Annotated in this window: 21 protein-coding genes; 5 read left to right on the top strand and 16 right to left on the bottom strand. The window is 45.0% G+C overall.

All coding sequences use genetic code 11. The features are described 5' to 3' along the window. Positions 1-39 precede the first annotated feature (39 nt). The gene (locus ACRD7A_RS12340) at positions 40-1,641 is read left to right on the top strand and encodes a methyl-accepting chemotaxis protein (RefSeq protein WP_430811387.1); all 1,602 of its coding nucleotides are present in this window, start codon (positions 40-42) and stop codon (positions 1,639-1,641) included. On the opposite strand, the gene ACRD7A_RS12335 is transcribed toward ACRD7A_RS12340, so the two are convergent. Further along, entirely contained in the window at positions 1,638-2,675 is a 1,038-nt protein-coding gene (locus ACRD7A_RS12335; protein ID WP_430811386.1) for a hypothetical protein, read from the bottom strand. The two genes, ACRD7A_RS12340 and ACRD7A_RS12335, sit on opposite strands and share 4 nt — an antisense overlap. Then, positions 2,675-3,160: an RNA polymerase sigma factor gene (locus tag ACRD7A_RS12330; RefSeq protein ID WP_430811385.1), complete on the bottom strand. Its 486-nt coding sequence runs from the start codon at positions 3,158-3,160 to the stop codon at positions 2,675-2,677. Before ACRD7A_RS12330 ends, ACRD7A_RS12335 begins: the two co-directional genes overlap by 1 nt. Before the next feature lie 261 nt (positions 3,161-3,421). Here ACRD7A_RS12330 and ACRD7A_RS12325 point away from each other — a divergent pair, with 261 nt between their 5' ends. Both ACRD7A_RS12325 and ACRD7A_RS12320 read left to right on the top strand, forming a co-directional pair. Beyond that, the gene (locus tag ACRD7A_RS12325; RefSeq protein WP_430811384.1) at positions 3,422-5,008 is read left to right on the top strand and encodes an aspartate:alanine exchanger family transporter; all 1,587 of its coding nucleotides are present in this window, start codon (positions 3,422-3,424) and stop codon (positions 5,006-5,008) included. A 140-nt stretch (positions 5,009-5,148) separates the two neighbouring features. Continuing rightward, entirely contained in the window at positions 5,149-5,823 is a 675-nt protein-coding gene (locus tag ACRD7A_RS12320; protein ID WP_430811383.1) for a hypothetical protein, read from the top strand. A 243-nt stretch (positions 5,824-6,066) separates the two neighbouring features. On the opposite strand, the gene ACRD7A_RS12315 is transcribed toward ACRD7A_RS12320, so the two are convergent. The 8 genes from ACRD7A_RS12315 to ACRD7A_RS12280 form a co-directional block, all read right to left on the bottom strand. Next, positions 6,067-6,771: a phosphoadenylyl-sulfate reductase gene (locus ACRD7A_RS12315; protein ID WP_430811382.1), complete on the bottom strand. Its 705-nt coding sequence runs from the start codon at positions 6,769-6,771 to the stop codon at positions 6,067-6,069. Between the two features lie 144 nt (positions 6,772-6,915). Next, positions 6,916-7,938, bottom strand: coding sequence for an ATP-dependent 6-phosphofructokinase (locus ACRD7A_RS12310; RefSeq protein WP_430811381.1), 1,023 nt, complete (start codon positions 7,936-7,938; stop codon positions 6,916-6,918). Between the two features lie 122 nt (positions 7,939-8,060). Then, positions 8,061-8,879: a universal stress protein gene (locus ACRD7A_RS12305; RefSeq protein ID WP_430811380.1), complete on the bottom strand. Its 819-nt coding sequence runs from the start codon at positions 8,877-8,879 to the stop codon at positions 8,061-8,063. A gap of 103 nt (positions 8,880-8,982) precedes the next feature. After that, a complete protein-coding gene (gene queA / locus ACRD7A_RS12300; protein WP_430811379.1) occupies positions 8,983-10,032 on the bottom strand; it encodes a tRNA preQ1(34) S-adenosylmethionine ribosyltransferase-isomerase QueA in 1,050 nt (349 codons plus the stop codon). A 109-nt stretch (positions 10,033-10,141) separates the two neighbouring features. Then, a complete protein-coding gene (gene truB, locus ACRD7A_RS12295) occupies positions 10,142-10,858 on the bottom strand; it encodes a tRNA pseudouridine(55) synthase TruB (protein ID WP_430811378.1) in 717 nt (238 codons plus the stop codon). Positions 10,859-10,879: 21 nt separating this feature from the next. After that, positions 10,880-11,674, bottom strand: a complete 795-nt coding sequence (locus ACRD7A_RS12290; RefSeq protein ID WP_430811377.1) for an undecaprenyl-diphosphate phosphatase — start codon at positions 11,672-11,674, stop codon at positions 10,880-10,882. A gap of 15 nt (positions 11,675-11,689) precedes the next feature. After that, positions 11,690-11,941: a DUF3098 domain-containing protein gene (locus tag ACRD7A_RS12285; RefSeq protein ID WP_430811376.1), complete on the bottom strand. Its 252-nt coding sequence runs from the start codon at positions 11,939-11,941 to the stop codon at positions 11,690-11,692. Positions 11,942-11,984: 43 nt separating this feature from the next. Beyond that, a complete protein-coding gene (locus tag ACRD7A_RS12280; protein WP_430811375.1) occupies positions 11,985-12,863 on the bottom strand; it encodes a cell division protein FtsX in 879 nt (292 codons plus the stop codon). Positions 12,864-13,050: 187 nt separating this feature from the next. Between ACRD7A_RS12280 and wecB the strand changes: the two genes are divergently transcribed. After that, positions 13,051-14,202, top strand: a complete 1,152-nt coding sequence (gene wecB, locus ACRD7A_RS12275; RefSeq protein WP_430811374.1) for a non-hydrolyzing UDP-N-acetylglucosamine 2-epimerase — start codon at positions 13,051-13,053, stop codon at positions 14,200-14,202. 3 nt (positions 14,203-14,205) lie between these two features. Next, positions 14,206-15,399, top strand: a complete 1,194-nt coding sequence (locus ACRD7A_RS12270; protein WP_430811373.1) for a glycosyltransferase family 4 protein — start codon at positions 14,206-14,208, stop codon at positions 15,397-15,399. On the opposite strand, the gene ACRD7A_RS12265 is transcribed toward ACRD7A_RS12270, so the two are convergent. The 6 genes from ACRD7A_RS12265 to ACRD7A_RS12240 are packed head-to-tail and all read right to left on the bottom strand — an operon-like array spanning position 15,382 to position 23,086. After that, positions 15,382-16,740, bottom strand: coding sequence for a polysaccharide deacetylase family protein (locus ACRD7A_RS12265; RefSeq protein WP_430811372.1), 1,359 nt, complete (start codon positions 16,738-16,740; stop codon positions 15,382-15,384). The two genes, ACRD7A_RS12270 and ACRD7A_RS12265, sit on opposite strands and share 18 nt — an antisense overlap. 12 nt (positions 16,741-16,752) lie before the next feature. Next, positions 16,753-17,367 carry a class I SAM-dependent methyltransferase gene (locus tag ACRD7A_RS12260; RefSeq protein WP_430811371.1) on the bottom strand — a complete coding sequence of 205 codons (615 nt, stop codon included), beginning with the start codon at positions 17,365-17,367 and terminating at the stop codon, positions 16,753-16,755. Positions 17,368-17,372: 5 nt separating this feature from the next. Further along, positions 17,373-18,374 carry a lipid II:glycine glycyltransferase FemX gene (locus tag ACRD7A_RS12255; protein WP_430811370.1) on the bottom strand — a complete coding sequence of 334 codons (1,002 nt, stop codon included), beginning with the start codon at positions 18,372-18,374 and terminating at the stop codon, positions 17,373-17,375. Between the two features lie 6 nt (positions 18,375-18,380). Continuing rightward, complete coding sequence (locus tag ACRD7A_RS12250) at positions 18,381-19,337, bottom strand: sulfotransferase (protein WP_430811369.1); 957 nt, start codon at positions 19,335-19,337, stop codon at positions 18,381-18,383. Further along, the gene (locus tag ACRD7A_RS12245) at positions 19,334-20,797 is read right to left on the bottom strand and encodes an oligosaccharide flippase family protein (protein WP_430811368.1); all 1,464 of its coding nucleotides are present in this window, start codon (positions 20,795-20,797) and stop codon (positions 19,334-19,336) included. The genes ACRD7A_RS12250 and ACRD7A_RS12245 overlap by 4 nt, the downstream gene beginning before the upstream one ends. A 42-nt stretch (positions 20,798-20,839) precedes the next feature. Beyond that, positions 20,840-23,086 carry a helix-turn-helix domain-containing protein gene (locus tag ACRD7A_RS12240; RefSeq protein WP_430811367.1) on the bottom strand — a complete coding sequence of 749 codons (2,247 nt, stop codon included), beginning with the start codon at positions 23,084-23,086 and terminating at the stop codon, positions 20,840-20,842. Between the last annotated feature and the right edge of the window lie 49 nt (positions 23,087-23,135).

The following is a 23,135-nucleotide window of genomic DNA, read 5'->3' as shown; positions in this document are numbered from 1 at the left end:
TACATGAGGAATTTGAAGTTTAGGACAAAGCTAGTTCTTATGGTCTTTGTCCCTTTGATTGTGGCAACGGCCATTGCTGTATATGTGTCGTCAGATATGTTAAAAAAACAGGGTATTGAAACCCTGGAGCGGAAAACCAGGGCTATTCTATCGCGCATGGAAGCCGTTCGGTCGTACGTGGCTACACAGTACAATATGGCAGAGGAAGTACGGACTTTGAAAAAGAAAAATCCGGATGGTGTTATTTCATCTTCTGACCGGGAGGATATGCTAAAGAAAGTGCCGATTTTTGCCTCCATGGCCGTGGGTGAAAATAACGCGGATGACGATAGTTATTCTTTCCGTGTGGCATCTACCAGGGCTCGTAATAAGGATTATTTGGCCACCGATCTGGAGGCTGAGTTTATTCGTCGTTTTGAGGCTGATGCTTCACTTGAGGACTTAAGTTATACCAATAAAGAAACCAATGAATTATGGGTGATGCGTCCGGTTCGACTATCCGATGAGCAGGGTTGTCTTCAGTGTCACGGTCAGCCTGATACAAGTCCCTGGGGAAATGGGAAGGATATATTGGGCTATCCTATGGAGAATTATCAGGATGGAGATTTGGTGGGTTTGTTTATCATTAAGTCGAGCCTTGATGCTAATGCCAATGAGGTGCAAGGGCATGTGCAGGCTGCCATCTACAATATCATCTTTATAATGTTGGCCGTTCTGTTGGTGGTTACCTTAATCAGTATGCGCTTTATTCGTAAGACAAACCTGAAGATAAAGGGCATTATCACAGCTAATCAGGCAGTGGCCGGGGGTGACTTGTCTCATAAAGTTGTGGTAAAAGGAAGTGATGAGTTTGCGCAGCTGGGCGATAATCTTAATAGTATGATCGATGCCCTTTCCACTGTGGTTCATTCTGTACGAAAAACCGCTGATTTGCTGACCGATGAGAGCCAGCGAACAAGTGGCTTGTCACGTGAGTTGTCCGATTCGTCCAATACGCAGGCGGCCTCGGTGGAGGAGATATCGGTGTCGATGGAGGAGATGACAGCTACCATAGAGGCCAATGGTAGTAATGCCCATTCAACCGAGGAAGTGGCGCAAAAGGCAGTGGCAGAAATGAAAAGCGGAAATGAAACCTCGCAGCTGGCCATTCAATCGATGAACTCTATCCGCGATGAGCTGATGGCCATTGAGGAAATTGCTCAGCAAACCAATATATTGTCGTTAAATGCTTCGGTGGAGGCTGCTCGTGCGGGCGTTCATGGAGGAGGTTTTGCTGTGGTGGCGGCCGAAGTGCGCAAGTTGGCTGAACGCAGTAAGGTGTTGGCCAATGCTATCGATAAAAGTTTTACCGAGGGTATGCAGGTAGTTTCAAAAACAGCTGATAAGCTTGCTGATGTTGTGCCCGATGTAACCAAAACTGCCGTTTTGCTTGCTGAAATTGTGGCTTCAAGCAAGGAGCAGCAAACGGCAGTGCGTGAAATTAATAACGCCATCATGGGTCTCAATGAGTCCACTCAAACGAATGCGCATATATCGGAGAATATGAATGCTAAAGCCGGCGAGCTGCGTCAATACGCTGAGTCTTTGCAAGAGCGAATCGCTTTTTTCACCCTTGAGGATGATGCGAAGAGGAGTTTTTAGCGTATGCGTGTATTGAGGTGTAGGTTGCTGCCTTTCACTTCATAAGCAGTAATCTGCCCTTTGTCATTATAATACTTTTTCATTTCAAGGGCATCGGGAGAGAGAAAATTCATCACTTTTACCCCGCCTTCCAGCAGGGCAAGGGTGAAGGTTGGTGTTTTATCTTTCTGGTTGATGCGATGGTAAGTGACAGCCAGTTCTTCACGCAGTCGTTGGTTTTGCAGGTATTGTGGCATCATAACGCTTAATGCATGTTCGTATGCATTGACCGTATTGTTGTCAGTTAACTGAAGATTCTTGATGGGAGAGAGGCTTGCTAACTCAGTGGAATTTGAGCGCTTCTTATCAATATAGGGATTGCTTTCCTCTTTGGGCAGATCATCTGCTTTTTTTTGCACCTCGCTAAGATGCAGTTGATTGACCATTGGTTTAGTGTTGATGCCGGCGATAACATTTGCTGCGTTCGAAGATTTTAATGGTTCAAGTGTTTTTACTCCTGCATAGCCAGGTTTATTCCCCGGTGATGTTTGAAGGCTGTTGAGCCACCAATGTGTACCCAATGCCAATATGAGTAGTGCTACAGCGGCAGCTGTCATTTGTTTTATCCGGTAAGTGAATGGAACGAAAATGCCACGCTGCAGCTCTTGTTTTTCCTTGTATGTAATGTTGGTGAAGGCTTTCAGACGAGCCTTATGATATGCCGATTCCTTTTGTTTGCGTTCTTCATTGCGGGGAATCGCCAACATCAGCTCTGCCTCTTCGTCACGAGTGAGGCCTTCTTCACTTTTCTTGATGAGTAGATAATCTTTTGCCGGCAGGCCATAAGCTTCAGCCGCATGTCGCAATAGCAAGTCTTTGTCTTTAAAAGAAACGTGCTCCTGCCTAAGGGTTATGCTGATGTCGGTTTCCAATGCCTTGGCAAGCGCAGGATGCCGGTCAAAAAACGCAAGTAAGGCTTCCTTGTCCTCTTGAGAAAGGGTTCCCTCAAGGTGGTCAAGTGCATAAGCTTCGTAATTGTCTTTGTTTATTTTCATCACACTAGCACTTCAATTTTGCCGATATAGGCCTTTAAAAACACGCGGGCCCGGTAGATGTATACTTTTACCTGGGCTTCTGTTAGGCCTGAAATATCACTAATTTCTTTATAGCTATAGCCTTCATAGTCGCGCAGCATAACTACCATGGCTTGTGCTTCGGGTAGGCGCTTTATAGCTTGGTGTAATACTTCATTAAGGTCGGTATATCCTTCTGTATGGCAGTGTTCTTTATATTCCTTTTCTTCCCACCTAACCTGCTTCTTCTCGCGTCGTGTTAGGTCAATAAGGGTGTGGTAGGCCGTCGTAAAAAGGTAGCTTTTTACCTTGCAGAAGGAAACCTCAGTGTGCTTTTTCCACAGTTTCTCGTAGGTGTCCTGCATAATGTCTTTGGCCTTATCCTCATCTTTAATGTTGCTGAGAACGAAGCGATATACATTATCGGCATGTTCATTAACGGCTTGGTTAAATTCTTTTATAGTCATCTTTTGGTGGCGCAATGTGAATAGGACGGTCAATAAGAGCCGGATGTTACACAAGGAACATAATTTATGTAAAAATGTGAACGAGGCGGCTTTATTCTCAAGTCAATATGGCAGGGGACAAAGTTTCTAAGTTAAGAAATTTAATGTTGAAAATGAAAGTCTATCTTTGTGTAGCTTTTGTTCAGCTTCATGCAATTCCAAGGTAATAATTAAATCAGTTAAGCTTTTTCTGTTTAGCTTAGCGTTATAAAATTTGTACAGATGGAACTTCTTCAAACCAGCTATTTTGCCCTGTTTGTTATTATTTGTTTGGGCTTTATTATTGGTAATATCAAAGTTAAAGGCGTATCACTCGATATATCGGCCATTATTTTTGTGGCCTTGGTTTTTGGTCACTTTGGTGTGGTAATGCCGAGTATACTTGAAAAAATAGGACTTATTTTATTTATCTATACTATTGGCGTGCAGGCTGGTCCCGGATTTTTTGACTCCTTTCGGGAGCAGGGAAGAAGTCTCGCCTTTTTGGCCACGGTGGTCATTCTTTCGGCATCGGTAATGGCCTATGTACTGTATCGTATATTTGGATTGGAGATGCCTATTGTTACGGGTTTACTTACGGGGGCATTAACGTCAACCCCCGGATTGGCAGCCGCCATCGAAACTTCCAATTCACCCTTGGTATCTATTGGCTATGGGGTGGCCTATCCCTTTGGTGTTATTGGTGTTATCCTGTTTGCTAAGTTTTATCCAAAAATTATTCGGGCTGATATTAAAAAAGCAGAAGCTGATTATGAGGCTTCGGCTGAGTCCGGTTTTCCTGAAATAAAGCATATTAATCTGGTGGTTGAAAATGAAAATGTGATCGGAAAAACCATCGGACAACTGCGTGTGCGAAGTATGACCCAGGCTGTTATATCCCGCGTGATGAGTGGCGGCCATGCTACTACGCCCGAGAAGAAAACCGTGCTGCGCAAGGGTGATCTGGTGCGTGCGGTGGGTACACAGGATGCCTTGGAAAAGATTACTATGTTGATGGGTTCTGAGACAGATCAAAAGATTCCCCTGGATGAGGGCTATGAAGTACAGTCTATTTTAGTAACCAATTCTGAGGTGGTAAATAAATCCCTGAGTCTTTTTAACCTGTGGACCAATTATCAGGCAACCGTAACACGTATCCGCCGGAGTGGTATTGATATAACGCCTACACCATCTGTTAAGTTGCAAATGGGCGATAAGGTAATGGTAGCTTGTAGCCGCGAAAATATGAAGCAGGTAATTCGTGTGTTTGGAAATAACGACCGCAAGTTATCCGATACTGATTTCTTTCCTGTGGCAGCGGGTATTGTGTTGGGTATTTTATTTGGTAAGATGTCACTTTCTTTCGGCGGTTCTTTTTCTTTCAGTCTGGGACTTACCGGAGGAGTTCTTGCAGTGTCGATGATATTGGCGCGCATTGGCCGAACAGGGCCTGTTATTTGGAGCATGTCGGGGGCAGCCAATCAGTTGCTCCGTCAGTTGGGATTGATGCTCTTTTTAGCCTCTGTGGGCACCAAAGCGGGTGCCACCATCGTGGATACATACCAAAATTACGGAGCACAGCTTTTTGTGGTGGGCGCTATTTTAACCCTCTTTCCAATGCTCATGGCAGTAGTGGCCGGTTATTTTATGAAATCGCTGAATATATTAACCCTTTTGGGTACTATCACCGGATCGATGACCAGCACGCCCGGTCTGGCTGCTGTGGATAGTATGACCGACAGTAACGCCACTGCAATTGCCTATGCCACGGTATACCCTGTGGCCATGGTGCTACTGGTTATCTGTGTGCAAATACTTGCAGCTATCTAAAGGCACCTTTTTTGTTAGGGTTAAGAAAAGAGTGGGGCATCTTATTGGTTGATTTCAAGGCTAAGCCCGGTATTTTGCTTATTGTGTTTGTTTGATTCGTTTTATATATTTGACTGAAAACAAACATGATAACCTATACAATGAGACAATTTAAACATTTAATGATAGGGTGGCTGTTAGCCCTGTCGTTGACCGCTTGGGCGCAGGGTTCCACCGCTCAATTTGATGCCCATCCACAAAATAAAGCAAAGTCCGGAAGGAGTATTGAGTTGACACCTGTTTATGGCTATGCTTTAAATGGACATGTTAACCTGTACCGTGCAAAATTTAAGATGGAGAATGCGGCGCAATTTGGTGGTATTGTGTCTGTTGAGCTGATGCCTGGCACAATGGCTGAATTTACCTATACCCATTCGGCTACGGATGCCCTGTATGAAGATTTTGTAAACGCTGAAAATCGGATTTATGATTTGAATATTGACTATTTTCAGCTTGGTGTGCTTAAGGAGTTGAGGAAAGCAAAGCTTGTACCCTTTGGCATGGCGGCAATGGGTGTGGCATGGTATAATATGCAAACAGCCGATGTGTCCGATCATGTTTCTTTCGCCGTAAGTTTTGGGGGTGGTATCAAGTATTTTTTTAGCGATCGGGTTGGGATACGTCTGCAAGGCCGCCTTTTGCTGCCCATGTATTTTTCCGGAGGTGGACTGTTCTTAGGCATTGGCTCGGGTGGTCCAAGTTCGGGTGTTAGTGTTAGCACAGGCGTTTTGGCTGTTCAGGGTGATTTCTCAGGTGGACTTATTGTACGTTTTTAAATCTGGAGATTTTGAATATTAATCGGCTATTCCAAAAGATGTTAATGCTTTCTTAGATATTACGAATTGCTATTGTTAACCCAGCACTTCTTCTCTTTGCGCTTGGGAGCAAGGGGGAATCTGCCGCCAAAAGGGGGGTGTGGATTGTCAATAGGATTAATGACAAACGGGTTAACTGAATCTGATTCAGTTAACCCGTTTGAATGATATTTCAATGGTATACGGGCTTTGTACACCTATGGCTTAGCGCTTGTGTAGTCCGCATTCTTTAGTGTCGGGGTTTTCCCACCACCAGCGACCGGCACGCACATCTTCACCTTCCATCACGGCGCGTGTGCAGGGCTGACACCCAATGCTGGGATAGTCTTTGTCATGAAGGGTGTTGTATGGAATGCCCTTTTCGCTGATATAGTCCCACACCGCTTGCTCACTCCAGTCAGCCAGTGGATTTATCTTCAGTAGCTTATTGTTGGCATCCCATTCTACCTTGGCGATGTCAGTTCGTGTTACAGATTGGGCTGCACGTAGTCCACAGATCCATACATCCAATCCCTTAAAGGCGCGCTGCAAGGGTTCTATCTTCCGGTTGAAACAGCATTCTTTACGGTTTTCAACGCTTTCGAAAAACAGATTGATGCCCTTGGCATTCACCATTTTCTGTACTTTTTTACGCTTAGGGAAGTAGACCTCAATATTTTTCTTGTATTTGCGTGATGTTCGGTCGATCAGGTCGTAGGTTTCGGGAAACAGGCGTCCTGTATCCAGTGTAAATATCTTGGTAGCCGGATTGATATTGATGACCATCTCGGTAAGCACCTGGTCTTCGGCTCCCAGGCTGGATGCCAGTCCTATTTTGTCTCCATACCGTTCGATGAAATAGGTCAATATTTCTTGCGCGCTTGAATCAGCAAATTGCTCATTCAGCTGTTTGATTTCTTCTGCTTGCATCGTCAATAATTTTGGACAAATATAATAATATTAAACTACTGTCCTTTAGCTTAAAACTATCAGGGGTGTAAGGGACTAGGAAAAAATGCCGGTAAGGTGTATCTGTCACCCGGCCGGCATTTTCTTCGTTTTTTCTTTCACTTGCTATCCAAAGCAAACCCCCATGTTGCGACCCTGTTGAATCAGGTAATGATCGGGGTTAACAAGGCTTAGCTTACCGCCCACTTCCGATAGGGGTACTGAGGTAATTACATCGTTTTTGATGGATACCATGGTGCCGTATTCGCCCTTATGGATGAGTTCTGCCGCATGGGCCCCGTAACGGGTGGCCAGGATGCGATCCTGTGGACTGGGACTACCGCCACGCTGTATATAACCCAGAATGGTTTCGCGTGTTTCGAGCCCTGTCATCTTCTGTATTTTTTTACTGATGTAACTGGCTGCTGACTTCTTTTTAGGTTTGTCAATGCCTTCAGCCACCACAACAATAGAGCAGGGTTTGCCCACGCGGTTACGCTCCAGCAGACAGTTGCACACATTATCGAGGCTATAATCCAGTTCGGGTAGTAGTATAACATCGCCCCCTCCGGCAATGCCTGAGTGAAGGGCAATCCAACCTGCTGTATGACCCATTAGTTCTATCACCATTACTCGCTTGTGTGAGTTACCGGTGGTATGCAGGCGGTCTATAGCTTCCGTGGCAATAGTAACGGCTGAGTCAAAGCCAAAGGTCACATCAGTGCCCCACACATCGTTGTCAATGGTTTTTGGGATGCCAACAATGTTCAATCCTTCCTTCGACAATAAATTAGCTGTTTTTTGTGTGCCGTTCCCACCAATGCATACCAAGGCATCCAATCCCAGCTTATCGTAGTTTTGCTTGATGATTTGGGGTTTATTTTCAGTTTCTCCATCTTCAACTTTGAAGGGTTTAAAACGGGAGGTACCCAAAATGGTGCCCCCAACAGTAATAATTCCCGACAGGGCTTTTTCTTCCATGGCTGTAGCTTCCATATTCATCAGTCCGCTAAAGCCGTTGGCAATACCAATTACTTCCATTCCATACTCAACAATAGCGGTTTTACCCACGCCTCGTATTGCCGCATTAATGCCCGGGCAGTCGCCGCCGGCAGATAGTATCCCAATTCGTTTTTTACCGGTTCCCATAAATCTAAAATTTTGTTAGCCTGTTGTTTATTTGGGCAGGCTTGTTGTTTCTAATCCTTGTTAGCAAGCTTTTAAATTACTGCTTTCAATCAAAATAATCACTTTTTTATTGGGTCATTTATTTATTCGTGAAAGACCAATAGTGGTATGTCGGTGTGAAACAGTATTTTGCGCGTTATACTGGGGTGTAATAATTTTGATATCATATTGCGCTTATGGCGGGTCATGGCAATCAGGTCAATGCGATTTTCATTGATAAAAGAATCAAGACCCCCAATAAAATCTTCATCGGTGATAAAGCCAAAGTTAATAGTGTAGTTTCGGTAAGTTTGTTGGCAGTATAGGCGCATCTCTTCCAAGCGTTTTTTGTCCCATTTATCCGGGGGCGAGGTTTTGAAGTGAGCGGCAAAAACCTGGGTTTTAAATGGACTTATTAAGCGTATAAGTTTGTGGAGCGAGCGGTAGTCGCAGCTGTCAAAATCGCTTAAGAATAATACATTGCTAATGCTGTTGCTATCGATGGTTGACTGAGCAGGTACGGCCAGTACGGGCACGCGGGCGTTTTTTACCACGTCGCTGGTAACGCTGCCCAAAAGTTCTTTAATGGTATCGCCCTTGCTGCGTGTGCCCATTACGATGGCATCAGGGTCTTCCTTGTGGCTAATGTTTACCAGCGTATCTTCGGGGTAGCCGGCCTCTACGCGCGTTATCAGGGTAATATTTTCTTTTTGTTGCGCATTAAACCCTTCTTCCAGCTCTTTACTGAACTGAATAAGGCGCTCTTCTATGTTTTCTTTTAAGGGCTCGCTGTTATCGTTTATGGGAGGGCGACAGTAGATAAGACTCAATACCGATGGTATTTTCTGCCCCAGGTTAAGGGCATATTGGACGGCATTCAGTGAGTATTCAGTGAAGTTAACCGGGACATAGAGGCGTACCATAGTAAGCGTTTTTTGATGTGCGATAGGTAAGTTACAAAAAATGCAGACTTAAGGAAACAAAAAAAGCCGGTAAAAACCGGCTTTGAATCAATATATGAGTTGATTAGATGATAAGCATAGCATCGCCGTAAGTGCCAAAGCGGTATTTTTCTTTTACGGCAAGCTGATAGGCCTCCATCACAAAGTCGTAGCCCCCAAAGGCTGCTGACATCATCATCAGTGTGGATGAGGGCAGGTGGAAGTTTGAAATCATGGAGTTCGCTACCTGAAATTCGTAAGGAGGGAAGATGAATTTATTCGTCCATCCCTCAAAAGGCTTCACATGACCGTAGGTTGAAACAGAGCTCTCCAGTGTGCGCATTACGGTGGTGCCCACAGCGCAGATGCGTTTCTTGCGGTCTTTGCCCTCATTAATTATTTTAGTGGCTTCTTCGGTGATGAAGATTTGCTCCGAGTCCATCTTGTGCTTGGTTAAATCCTCAACATCTACCTGGCGGAAGTTACCCAAACCAACATGAAGCGTTATTTCCGAGAAGTTTACGCCAATAATTTCAAGACGTTTCATCAGCTCTCGGCTAAAGTGCATGCCGGCCGTTGGGGCAGCCACAGCTCCCTCGTGTTTAGCATAGATGGTTTGATAGCGATCTTTGTCCTCAGGTACTACATCGCGATCGATAATTTTAGGAAGGGGGGTTTCGCCCATTCCATATAAAGTCTTCTTAAATTCCTCGTAAGATCCATCGTAGAGGAATCGCAGTGTTCGACCGCGTGAAGTGGTGTTGTCGATGACTTCAGCCACCAGGTTGTCGTCGTCGCCAAAATACAGCTTGTTACCGATGCGAATTTTACGGGCAGGATCAACCAATACATCCCAAAGGCGTTGCTCGCGATTAAGTTCGCGCAACAGAAATACTTCTATCTCTGCACCCGTTTTTTCTTTGTTACCATACAGCCGGGCCGGAAACACCTTGGTATTGTTAAAAACCATGACATCCTGATCCTCAAAGTAATCAATTATATCCTTAAAGATTTTGTGCTCAATTTCTTTGGTGTTCCTATTCAGAACCATCAGGCGTGACTCATCACGATTTTGTGCAGGATGTAAAGCAATTAGCTCTTCCGGTAGCTTATACTTAAACTTCGATAACTTCATATATTTTTGTTTTACTAATTCGCGATAAGTTACACAAATAACATCACCTTTTTGTTTAAGATGATGTTTATTGAATTGTCCGACAGGCCTACCTTATACGCAGGTATTTTTAATTTGTTGCAAAGATACCTAATTTTTTTTCAAATTCCTCAATGGTAATGGCTTCGCTCAGTTGGTAGGGGCCTATCCGGGTGCGCACCAGTCCGGTAAGGTGTCCGCCCGAACCTAGCTCATAGCCCAAATCGCGCGCCAGGGAACGGATATATGTGCCTTTGCTACAGGAGATGTCCAGCTGCATGTTTTCGTGTTGATCCCAGTGCAACAGGGTCATCTCATGGATTTTTATTTTGCGGGCTTTTAGCTCTACCTCTTTGCCTTTACGTGCCAGTTCATAGGCTTTCTGCCCGTTTATCTTCAGCGCGGAAAACAGTGGAGGTATCTGATCGATTTCTCCCGTATAGCTTGCAATGGCCTTATTTACCATTTCGGGGGTAATATGATCCACTGGAAAGTGCTTGTCGGGTTCTGTTTCCAGATCGAATGAGGGCGTAGTGGCACCCAGACGAACATCGGCAATGTATTGCTTATCCATACCCAGAAACTGGTCGATTTGCTTGGTGGCTTTACCGGTGCATACAATTACCAGGCCTGTGGCCAGGGGGTCGAGAGTGCCGGCGTGGCCCACTTTAATTTTTTTAATTCCCAGGTAGCGCTTCAGGCACAAGCGTATTTTATTTACAACGTCAAACGAAGTCCAGTCCAGTGGTTTGTTAATGAGTAAGACCTGTCCTTCACGAAAGCGTTCTTCACTATACTCTATATTCATTCGTTAAGATGAGTTATTCGATTAAAAAAACAATTGATGCACCATGGCGATGATACCCACAATAGCACAGTAAACGGCGAAATAGCTTAGCTTGCTGTTGCGCACCAGTTTGATCATCCAGGTGCAGGCCAGTAGTCCGGTGATAAAAGCTGCCACAAAGCCTACCGCTAATGGAATAAAGGATACGCCGGCCGTGGTAAAGTCGTCCGATAGTAAATCCTTGGCCATCTTACCCAGTATAAGGGGGACCACCATTAGAAAGGAGAAACGGGTAGCCCGTGTGCGGTCAATGCCTAATAGTACCGAAGTGGAGATGGTGGCGCCCGAGCGTGAAATACCCGGCAGAATTGCAATGGCTTGTGCAATGCCAATGATCAGTGCATGAAAAAAGGAGACGCCTTTTTCTGTTGTTTTCGCTTTATCGGCCAGGAAAAGCAGGCCGGCAGTAATAATCAGCATCATACCCACCAGCAGAATCTGGTTGTTAAACAGTGCCTCAATCTGGTCGCTGAAAGCCACGCCTACAAATGCGGCGGGCAACATAGATAAAATAATTTTCAGCGAGAAGGCGCTTTGCTCATTCCATTTAAACTGAAAGAGGCCGGCTATAATCTCCATAATTTCTTTGCGAAAAACAACGAGCGTACTGATGGCGGTAGCGCCGTGCAGCATCACTGTCATAAACATGCTTTCCTTCGCCATTGCGTTGGCGCCAAATAAGGCCTTTGTAATTTCAAGATGGCCGCTGCTACTCACCGGCAAAAACTCCGTTAGCCCTTGGATAATTCCCAGGACTAAAGCTTCTAATATTCCCATAAAATTGTATCTTCTTTATTTGTCGGTTTTTGGCTTTTTCATAATGGCGTAGATTTCAAAAATAAAGCCAAATAAAACCACGATGGGGGCTAGGGTGATGCGGCGAAAGCTGAATATTTCTTCATTAAAAACAGTGGGGTCATCGCTACGGCCACCAATCATTAGAACAAAGCCTAGGATGATAATGGCAAAGCCAATGGCCAGCAGTATGTAATTTTCTTTTGCCAGGGCAAACTGAAACTTCTTATCCTGATCTTTTTGTGTCATGTTAAAGTGTTTATAAACAAATATTTTTGGTGTATTACCTTTTTTAAAAGTATAAATCGTCGGTACGCAGGTTTAGGTACTTATTAACGGCAAAAAAGGTTGATAGCAAGGTAATGAAAACCCCCAGTAATATCACCATGGCAAACAAAATGAGTATCAAATCCATGTTGTTAAAGCCGATAACGCCGGCCAGCTCTTTGCTGCTCAGGTAAATCATTATGGTTAAAAGGGCAATTGCCAGTACAGCGCCCACAAATCCATGCAGCACGCTGCCCCACAGTATGGGCCGTCGGATAAACGATTTGGTGGCACCTACCAGTTGCATGGTGCGTATAATAAAGCGCTTTGAATAAACCGACATGCGGATGGTGTTATTAATCAGTGTAATGGCGATTAGTAGAAGCATAAGAGAAAACAGACCCAGATAAAAGGCGATGGGCTTTACGTTTTGGTGCACCAGGTGAATCAGGTTTTTCTGATAGATTACTTCTTTTACTTGTGGAAACTCCATGATGACGGCTTCTACTTTTACCAGACTGTCCGGGTTAGCATAGGGGGCAAATAGTTTCACATCGATGGATGACAGCAAAGGATTATATCCCAGGAATTCCACAAAGTCTTCGCCCAGTTCTTCTTTGAGTTCCTCGGCAGCACGATCCTTGTCAACGTATTCAGTTTGCTTGATAAAAGGCGATGTGCTAAGAAGTTTCTCCAGTCGTTTGACCTCGGCCTCGCGCGCATTGTCTTTGATCAGAATGGTAAAGCCAATGTTCTCCTTCACGTAGTTGGACAAGCGCTGAGCATTCAGTAGTAATAGGCCGATGATGCCCAACAGAAAGAGTACCAGGGCGATACTGATCGTTGTGGTGATGTATGAACTTCGCAGTTTGCGTCCGCTTGTTATTTGATTCTTATTTGCCATTCTTCCAAATTACTGCAAAAATATAAAATGCCTTAATATGAGTGAGAAAAGATGGTAATTAATCTTTGAATTAACAAAAATTAACCGAACCATGAGTAATACAGTCATGCTGATTTAGGTTTTAAAAACGCTGTATTTTCGTTAGTTTTGGAGGCGCATTGTTGCCATCAATCTATAACCGTACACAATGATAAAGCTTATTAACGTCGTGGGGGCACGCCCTCAGATCATCAAGGCAGCCGCTATTAGTCGGGCCATAAAAGCAGACTATGCTCATGCAATTACCGATGTGGTGGTGCATACCGGGCAGCATTACGATGCCAATATGTCGGGTGGTTTTTTTGATCAGCTCAGCATACCAGCGCCATCCTATAACCTGGCCTGCGGCTCGCTGAGTCATGCGAAGCAAACAGCTTTAATCATGGAGCGTTTTGAAGAAGTGCTGGAAAAGGAGCAGCCGCATGCAGTCCTTGTGTATGGCGATACCAACTCTACCCTGGCGGCTTCCTTAACGGCGGTAAAGATGGGCATCGACGTGTTGCATGTGGAGGCCGGATTGCGTTCCTTCAATAAAAGTATGCCCGAAGAGGTGAATCGTATTATGTGCGATCATGTATCGAGTATGCTGTTCTGTCCTACTCAAACAGCCATTGATAACCTCAGTTGTGAGGGAATTAAGCATCATAGTGTTCCTGGTGATCCTGACCGGCCTGTGGTTTATCACTGTGGTGACGTGATGTACGATAATTCACTGCATTTTGCTGCCGTGGCTAAGGGTAATAGCAAGGTAATGAGTCGTTTGGGGCTTGCATCCGATCAATTTGTGTTATTCACCATGCATCGTGATCTGAATACGGATAATGCCCAACGTTTGAATGCCATTGTTTCAGCTGTTATCAATTTTGTGAAGAAGAGCGGACAGAAAGTGGTTTTTCCTATGCATCCGCGCACGTCTAAAATGATTAAACAATTACTTGAGGAGCATAGTTATAAAGCTTTGTATGATAATGATAAAATTATTCTGACTGAGCCTCTGGGTTTCTTCGATATTATTGAGCTGGAAAAGCACTGCCATTTAGTGGTGACCGATTCCGGGGGTGTACAAAAGGAGGCTTATTTCTTTGAAAAACCCTGTGTTGTAATGCGTCCTGAAACGGAATGGGTTGAGCTGGTTGAAGGTGGTAATGCTGTGCTTGCAGATGCCGATGCGGCACTTATTGAAGCTTCCATGCTTCAGTTTCCGGGGCATAAGCAACTTCAGTTTCCACCCATCTACGGCGATGGTCAGGCTGCTCATTTTATCTGTCAGAAGGTTGTGGAACAATATCAGCAAGCCTAGGCGATGAAAAAGTTACGTGTAGTACATGTGGAGGATCGCTTTCATCCCGATATGGGTTATCAGCTTAATTTTACGGCCAAGTTTCATTGTGCTGATGTGGACATGCACATTGTATGCTCCAATTCATTAAAGCTTTTCAATCATGAGGGGCTAACATCCGAGCTTATTCGGGCTAAAGATGAAGCTTTTGAGAAGGAATATGGTGTTACCATTCATCGCCTTCCCGTTCGTTACGAAAAGAAAAACGGATATAACTTGTTGATGAAAGGTGTGCGTAAAAAGATCCTTTCGTTGCAGCCCGATGTGCTGTTTGTTCATGCCCTGGAATCCTACACTGCCTTTTCATTACTGATGAATAATGGTTTGTACAAAAAGTGCCTGGTGTGTGCCGATACACATACGCTTGATAATCAATTTAAAGGAGGTGTTGTTGAGCGGCTTTACTTTAAGTTGTTGAAGCGCCTGGTAGTGCGTCCATTAAGACGCTATAAAGCTCCGGTTTTTTATACGGCAGCTGAGAATAAAAATATATTACTATCCCGTTATTGCTTGGCTGACGATCAGGTGTACCCTTATCTTATCGGCACTGACCCCAAGGTGTTTTATCCCGATGAGGATGCGGGCAACAAGCTGCGCGAAACACTGGGTATTGCCGAGCGGCACATCATTTTGTATGCCGGTAAGTTCAATCAGCCCAAGTCGCCCCATCTGGTTATTGAAGCCTTGAATAAGCTGGACATCGATTTGTCCGATGTTTGTCTGTTGATGCTGGGTGGTAAGACAGCGCCTTATTACAGTGAAACTTTCCTTCTGTGTAAAGAAAATTCTAAAGTGAAAGTCATTGTTAAAGATGCTGTTCGTGTGGCTGACTTAAATGCTTACTATAATATGGCGACCCTCGCTGTTTTTCCGCGCGAAAACACCTTAAGTGCCCTGGATGCACAGTTGTGTAAACTGCCACTGGTGATGGAGGCCGACTTAACTAATAACGAGCGACTATCAAAGGGTGGGCTTACCTACGAAAAGGGTAATATAAGCGCCATGGCAGCAGCCATACAGCAGTTGCTTGGCGATGATGAGCGTCGCCGGATAATGGGTGAAAACGGTTATGCCTTTGTGAAGGCAAACTACAGCTATCAATCGATTATTGCATCCATGGAGGCGGTTTTGTTTGATCGCCTAAAGCAGCTCAAGTAACTGTTTTCCCGTAACACTCTTTAAGTCGTAGTCTGCTATCTGTTTTAGTGTTGACGTGTAGAATTGGGTGATGCCCGGAAATTCATATTCATCAAAAAAGGAGTTGTGCCATAGGAGGCTGAAGAGGCCGCCAAATTGCTTTACTTCTTTCAGTAGGGTATCCATGGCGTCCGATGCCTGCTCATAGTTGTACTTGCGGTAGTAAAACAGGGTACCATCCATTACTGTAAGGGGAAACTCCCAGATGTCAATCATACGGTCATTTTCAAAATCGTAGGGTTTAAAGGGGTGGCAGTATCCGTTTCTAAACCCTTCGTGCTCGGCAAAGCCCACCGAAGTATCGTATTGCAGTCCGGCACCTGCTTGTATTTGATAACTTTCCGGCACTTTAAACTTTAAAAAATGTTGCCGTATGCCGTAAATCGTTGCCGGAAAGGCGGCCTTCAGGTCTGTCATGGCTTTGTGCATGGCTATTTCGCTTTCAGCAGTTTTCAAGGAGCCGTGGAGGCCTATCTCGCAGCCATCGTGATGCAGATGCAGCATCATATCGCGGATGGCCTTATCCTTGAAAAAATAGCGGGCATCATGTGCCGAGCCATCGCGGTTAAGGAAGTACCAGGCGGAGACCATACCGCGGGCTTTCTCCATTTTACGCATGGCTTTAAACGACCAGAAAGGATCTGTTTTATAGCCCGGAAACAGGGTGGGCAGCAAACTATCCAGAGCCGCCTTTTTTAGTCGCTTCTTGTCGTAAGTGGCTTTACGCAGTCCTAGTACCTGCATCCAGCGGTAGGCGGTTTCGCGCCAATGATAGTAGTGGGTGCGGTCAATATCGTGCGAAAGGAGAAAATATCCTCTGTGGGGCAGGTTTCGTTCGCTAACCTTTATGTCGTTGGCAATGCCCCAGGACTTTAGCCCCTCAATAATTATCTTAAAATAGTAGTTAACAAGGGGCAGGTGATTAATATTCAGTTTGTTCTGGATGGATTCCTTGTGTGGGAAACGGCCTGCAAAGTCCCTTTCGTCACATTGTGTCTCCTGATAGCCGCTTAAAAGGTAGAAGCATGCCTTGAGTAGGTCGTGATGAAAAATCACTTTCTTGTCTTCAATGCTGAAAAACGATGAATTATCTGAGCAAGGGAATAGCACAGGAAGCCTCTTGTCCGCATAAGGGATGTGTCTTGCAAGATCAATCTTGTTTTCCGATGCCGGCATTTGTATCCAACTTGTATCGGCGGCGTTTCCATACTTAAAGTAAGGCTTTAGCTCGTCGATATTAACATGCCTGTTAAGATGGAATAATACATATTCGAGCTGAGGGGTGTTAAGAGCTGATTGCATAGCAAAGGCGAACTAACGGGTTAAGACAAAGAAATGCTGACTGTATTTTCTGTAATCATCCACAATGCGATAGCCGCACTGTGTCATGTCATTCTTTATTTGTTGCAGGGAGTGCTGACGGTAGCGTATCTCCCAATGGTGATGATTGGTGGTCAGGCGATTTCGTCGTGTGGCTATTTGAAAACATATACGTCCGAACACGTGAACCCTCACATCAATATCAAACCATACTTTTTCGTTATAAGGAAAGCTTAGTAGGATTGTTTTAATATTGCTGTTCAACAATTTTTTAAGGGTGGCTAAAAACTCATTGTAGGGGATGTGTTCAAATACCTCGAAGGCCAGCATTGTATCCACTTGAGGTGGTGGATTTTCCGTAACAATGTTGCCAACGATATCGGGTTCTTTTGCGGCATCAATATCCATGGTGGTCACCATAAAGCCTTTGCTTTTCAGGTAGTTGCTGGTAAAGGATGAGCCGATGCCCAGCTCCAGAATATTGGCTTTGAGCGTAAGGTGTTTATTGATCAGCTTCTGTTGGCTATGGTAGTATTGCCAATGTCGCTCATCTTCGAGTTGATGAATCCAGTCACTGGAGTAGTGATATTTACTTGATGTGTGCGGCATTCTTTTTATTGTATGTACGATTTTATTTTTAATAGTAAGGAAAGCGGGAAGCGGGTTTTGCTTGCTTCGTAATAGGCCTGAAGATTGAAGCTGTAGCCCGCCTTAAAGCGACTGATGCTTGCCGTGTTGGCGCCCACGAAATCAAAAGATTCTATACCTCGCATCTTTAAATCGTTAAGCACTTCCAGTATAAGTGCTGAGGTGCCGCCGTATCTGGAGTAGCTTGTGTCCGAGGCCGAAAGCCAATAATGTGCCTGTTTATTCATCGTGCTGATGGCCATGGCGGCCACCGGCTCATCTTTGATATACATCACATAAAGCCGGGCTTTGTGCTGTTCAACAAGGCGCGTAAGTAAATGCTGATAGTCTTTCTGGCTGAAGATCAGCGGCAGGCCTTGTCGTTTGTAGGTTTTTCGTATCAGTGCATAAAAGGCTGCTATGTTATCATCGCTCATATCCTTGTTTACGGTAAAGCCCTCTTTGTGTGCTTTTTTAATCTGACGCTTCGTGGCCGGATCGATGGGATGATGGCTTGCGTCAAATTCATTGAGGTTTTGTATGTATGTGTATTTGAGGTCGATGGAAAACTTATCCTCAGAGAAACTTCGTAGGTCGTTGCAGCGCCAGTCAAAGCGAAAGCTAATCGCATGGTAATGACTTTGCAGAAAGTTGTTTAAGCACTTTGTTATTTCCTGTCTGTGGCTTTCCTTTTTGGTGCTAAATTTTGTGTCACGTTCATTAAATAATGGCTGAAAAACCGGGCAGTCGTAGGGGAGGGGAATCATCTTAAACCCCAGCTTGCTTACTTCGCCAAAGGCAAATCCACCCACTATTTCGTCGCCTTTCTTTAGGGCAATCACCCGAAAGGTGCGGCCTGTATTTTCCGATACCTGTTTCAGGAAAGTGCTCAGTTGAAAGGGTGTGCCCAAAGGATGGGACGCAACATATTGATCCCATTCGCCATAGGCGGCTTCTTCCAGGTAGTTTACTGTATATTTATCGGACATTGTGTACTATATTTTTGTGGAATAACTCTTCCAGTCCAGCTGTTCAATTTCTTGTTTCAGCGCATCAAACTGTGCATCGTCTATTTGTTGGCGATTACTCACTTTAAGTTGAATCACCTCTTGGTTGGGTCGTAGCTTACAGCCGGTGAAGGCTTGTACCTCATGAATTAAAGCATCGACGTTCAAGTGTTCATAATTAATTATCATACACTGTTCTTTATCAAACAGTTTAAGGTCTTGTTCAATCTGTTTTTCGATGTAATAGACCTGCCGAACGGCTTGTTGTATATTGTTGCTACATTTCTTTAGTTGTTCTACTTCCCGGGGTTTAACACTCCACACCTCCTGTAGAGCAAGGCCATCTTTCTCCTTACTGCGGATAATGGATTGCGCTACATACAGAGGTTCGCGCTTGATATAAATGATGCGTGCCTTGGGATACAGCTCCTTGATTAAACGCAGCCTTACCGAAAAGGTTAGGTTCTTGAAAACTATCGGCGTCTTGTAGCGGTTCATCAGGGCATTAATGAGCTGTCGTAGCTGATTTATCGCCGTAGGCTTTATTTCCCCAAAATCGATAAAGTCATGGCCTTTAGGCAGCCATTTATACCAAAATAAACCCTCGTTGGGAGCGTGCAGCCCCTGGGTACGTCCGTGCTCCGATGATGAAGAATTGTGCCCCTTGTTACAAAATAACCGGCGACTGAGCCAAAAGCCAAACCAGGTTGCACCGCGCGACATATTCACCAGGTTATCTACATACAGTACATCCAGTTTCTGTGTGAGGGTTTGATACAGTATGGTGGAGCCGGTGCGTGGCGGACCAATGATAAAAACCGGCTGATGAGCACATGCTTGTGATCCATACTTCTTGATAGATGGCTGCTCTAGCTGATGAAGTAATGGAGCAGAATACTTCAGTAAACGCCTTATTAACCAGTATTTTATTTCCTTAATTATCATTTCTTTGAGAGTAGTTTTTTGCCCATGCGGATTACTTCGTTCAGCTCATCGGCCTGTATGATTCTAAAGGCGATAATGCTTATCACAAACACCGCCATGAGCAGTGCCTTAAGGCAGATGGCCAGCCAGAAATTGTCGGGCACATAAAAACCGGCGGTCATAATAATTAGCCAGATGCTCAATAGCTTGATGGTTTGCTTAAAATTAAAGTGAATGGCCTCTTTTTTATTGGCCTCATAGTAAAACCACATCATAGAAATAAACTGAACGGCCAGTGTTGACCAGGCGGCACCGGCTTTTCCGATGGTGGGTACCAGCACCAGGTTTAGGGTGAGGTTAATAAGGCCGGCCGCTATTAGTATGCGCGATATTATTTTTGTGGACTTATGCTTATGAAGGGGCAGGGTAAAAAACTGTCGCAATCCACCAAAGATAAGTCCCATTATGAGTATGGGAATCAGAAATATGCCCTCCTGATAATACGCATCGCCGGCCGATACCAACCAGATGATTTCGCCGGAAAACAGCACAATGCCCATGCCTGCCGTCGCGATAATCAGTACAAAATACCGTTGCAGACGCAGGAAGTCTTTGTTGCTATCAGGGTTCTTGAACGACTGATAGTAAAAATAGGTGAAGGAGGTGATAAATGACGACACAAACACCATCTCCAGTAGGTTGGCCACCTTAAAGGCCAGGCCGTAGTTACCCGATTCGGCCGGGTTGAAAAACTGATTGATGATGTGGCGGTCGCTCAGGTTTAATACGATGGTAAGAAGGTTCGACAGCGCCAGGGGCAAGCCGTAGTGGATGATGTCTTTGAGTTCACCAGCTTTAAAATCCGGGGAAGTATTACGTTTGATTATGGGCAGTAAGCCTATGAAAGTGAGTAGATTGGCTGCTAGTTGTGCCATAAAAACACCTTCGAACCCCAGCCTCCTGATCTCCAGAAAATAAATGGTGAAGAGAATGAGCAGTATAACGTTTACACTGCTGTGCACGGTTTGCTTGGCCACCTTTTGCTGAAGCCTTAGAATGTAAAAGGGCATGTCGTGAAACAGGCGAAAGAGGCCTGCCGCCATAAACAGTAAAATAAGCTTAGCCGATACCTCGTATTTCAGTATGGCAGCAGAGTAACGGTAGAGTAGAACCCCTATAATGGCCGAGATGAGGACTGACACCAGGTAGTTAAATGCCGTGGCCGAGGTGAATAGAGAGCGTTTGTCGGCCGGGCTTTTCATATCGTTGTACCAGCGTACAAAACCACTTTTGACCCCCCAGCCCGACAGTACCAGGGTAAACATAAAGATGGTTTCCAGTAGCATCCACACACCAAACTCATCCTCGCTGGTATAAACCTTCACGAGGGGCAGTATAATAACACCGCTAAACTTACGGATGATATTACCAAGGCCGTAAATACTGGATTGCTTGAATACCGTTGTTGTGGAGTCTTTCATCTTATTTATAACACGTACCGTTTACAAAAGTAGCAAAGTAACTTACAATACACCGTCGCTTTGCAGCCAGGCTTGTACATATTTAATTTCGGCAAAGGAATATTGATTATCCAAATAGTTGCGTACTTCACTCAGTGAGTTATTCTCGCAGTTTTCAAACCCCTTGCGGATGGCGTTACGCGTATCGCAATCAACAAAATCATTTAAGGAGAGAAGATCCTCTTTTATGCACTTGGCAATGTGCGACTCAATGGTAGTCCTGGCTAACCCACGTTCCTTGCTAATGCCGGCAATGTCCTTGCCTTGTTTGTAATAGGCGCAGGAAATTAGGTGAGTGGCTACCTTGGGTTTTTTAGTGCTTTCTTTCTTACTGTCTTTGTTCTGTTTGCCGGAGACCGTGCTTCCCTTTTCCAGCATGGGCTTGTCAATGTCTTCTTTGTTAACGTCACGACCGTTGAGTGAGGCCGTTAGCAGTGTTTTGGCTTTTAGCATCCTTTGCAACACAGCGTAGTATTGTGCCGCCAGCTCTGTTAACTCCGTATGGTATTTTTTTACTCCCTTTAGCTTGGCTACTATATTCAATTGTTTAATCACGGTGCCATGACATTCCTTCACCGGGGGCTCAAAATAAGCAATGGCTTTTGTAACGCGTTCATCAAGCATGGCAATGTAGTTGGCATCGCCCGAGTGAGCAATGCGTTGCACCTGGGTACGAAAGCTGTTGGCCACTGACTGCAGGGGCTCTGTCTGTTTGATTAGATCTGCTGCCCAGTCTTTGTACTGCTGTTTCTTAGATCGTTTTTCGTCTTTCGAATAGGATTGATGATGCAAGTGCAATGCTACCACCAGGTCGTTAAGGTCGAAAGCCTTCAGCAGGTAGCTCTTGATATATTGATGTGCTTCCTGCTCCAATAGGGGGGTAAGCTCGTTGGTATCCATTCGTTGACTCACAAAGGAGCGGAGTGAGGCGTCGGCATCGATGCCCTGCTGGGGAATCGGACTAAGCAGTATCAAACCTTCCAGGGAGCGTAAACGCGATAGGGCTACATAAATCTGTCCGGCGGCAAAGGCTTTACCCACATCTATAACGGCTTTATCGAAGGTAAGTCCCTGACTTTTATGTACGGTAATGGCCCAGGCCAGCTTGATGGGATATTGCTTAAACTCACCGGCTACCTTTTCTTCCACCTCATTGGTTTCTTTGTTAAGGGTGTATTTCTTATTTTCCCAGGTGTAGGGCTCCACATCCACACTGTCGCTGCCATCGTTAAAACTCACCTCTATCTCGTCGTGGTTAATGCGTGTAATAGTGCCTATCTTACCGTTGAAGAAGCGCTGCTGACCCGAGAAATCGTTCTTGATAAACATTACCTGGGCACCATGTTTAAAGTGCATGGTTTCCTGCAAAGGATATTGATGCTCTTTGAAATCACCCTGCACCCGGCTCTTAAACGAAAAAGTTTTACCCGGCAGGGCGTTGAGGCACTCCCGGTTTTTGGCATCGGCCATGGCGTTATGAGTGGTCAGCTGTATGTAGCCGTCGTTGTTCTGCTGGTTAAAATTGGGTTGATAGTAGCGGTTGAGCAAATCAATATCGGCCTGTGTTACTTTATTATCGCGAAGATGATTGAGCAGATCCACAAAATCCTGATCGGTCTGTCGATATACCTTTTGCAGTTCTATGTGTACCGGATGGTACTGTTGCAGCACCTGAGCATCAAAAAAATAGGGGCTTTTGTAATAGCGTTGTAAGTGCTGCCACTCATCATTTTTTACCACGGGAGGTAGTTGCAGCATATCGCCGATAAATAGCACCTGCAAGCCCCCAAAAGGACTGTTTTGCATGCGGCGCACGTGTCGGCATATCAGGTCAATGGCATCCAGCAGGTCAGCGCGCAGCATACTCACCTCGTCAATCACCAGTAGCTCCATCTCGCGTATGAGCTTACGCTTGGTCTGGTGCATCTTAATGTTTTTGATGAGGGTGCGGGGTGTGTTAAAATGCGCCAGGGTGTGCATGCGTTCCGGATCGATGCCGCTGTTGTTGTCAGGAATAAAAGCGCCAAAAGGCAGCTGAAACAAGGAGTGAAGGGTAACGCCCCCGGCGTTGATAGCTGCAATGCCCGTAGGCGCGGCAACCACCATGCTTTTGTGTGTATGCTCCCGGATGCGGTGCAGCAAAGTGGTTTTGCCGGTACCGGCCTTACCGGTTAAGAAAACACTTCGGTTGGTGGTGTTAACATATTTAGAGACAATGGACTGAAGCGATTCTGACTGTGTGCTCATCATTCAAAGGTTATTAACTGTGCAAGATACAGCAAAAGTGCTGCGATAAGAA

It is taken from the genome of Carboxylicivirga longa, assembly GCF_050589825.1.
Classification (GTDB): Bacteria; Bacteroidota; Bacteroidia; order Bacteroidales; family Marinilabiliaceae; genus Carboxylicivirga; species Carboxylicivirga longa.
The sequence above is the reverse complement of the archived record's forward strand: the minus strand, read 5'-3'. Positions and strand labels throughout refer to the sequence as shown.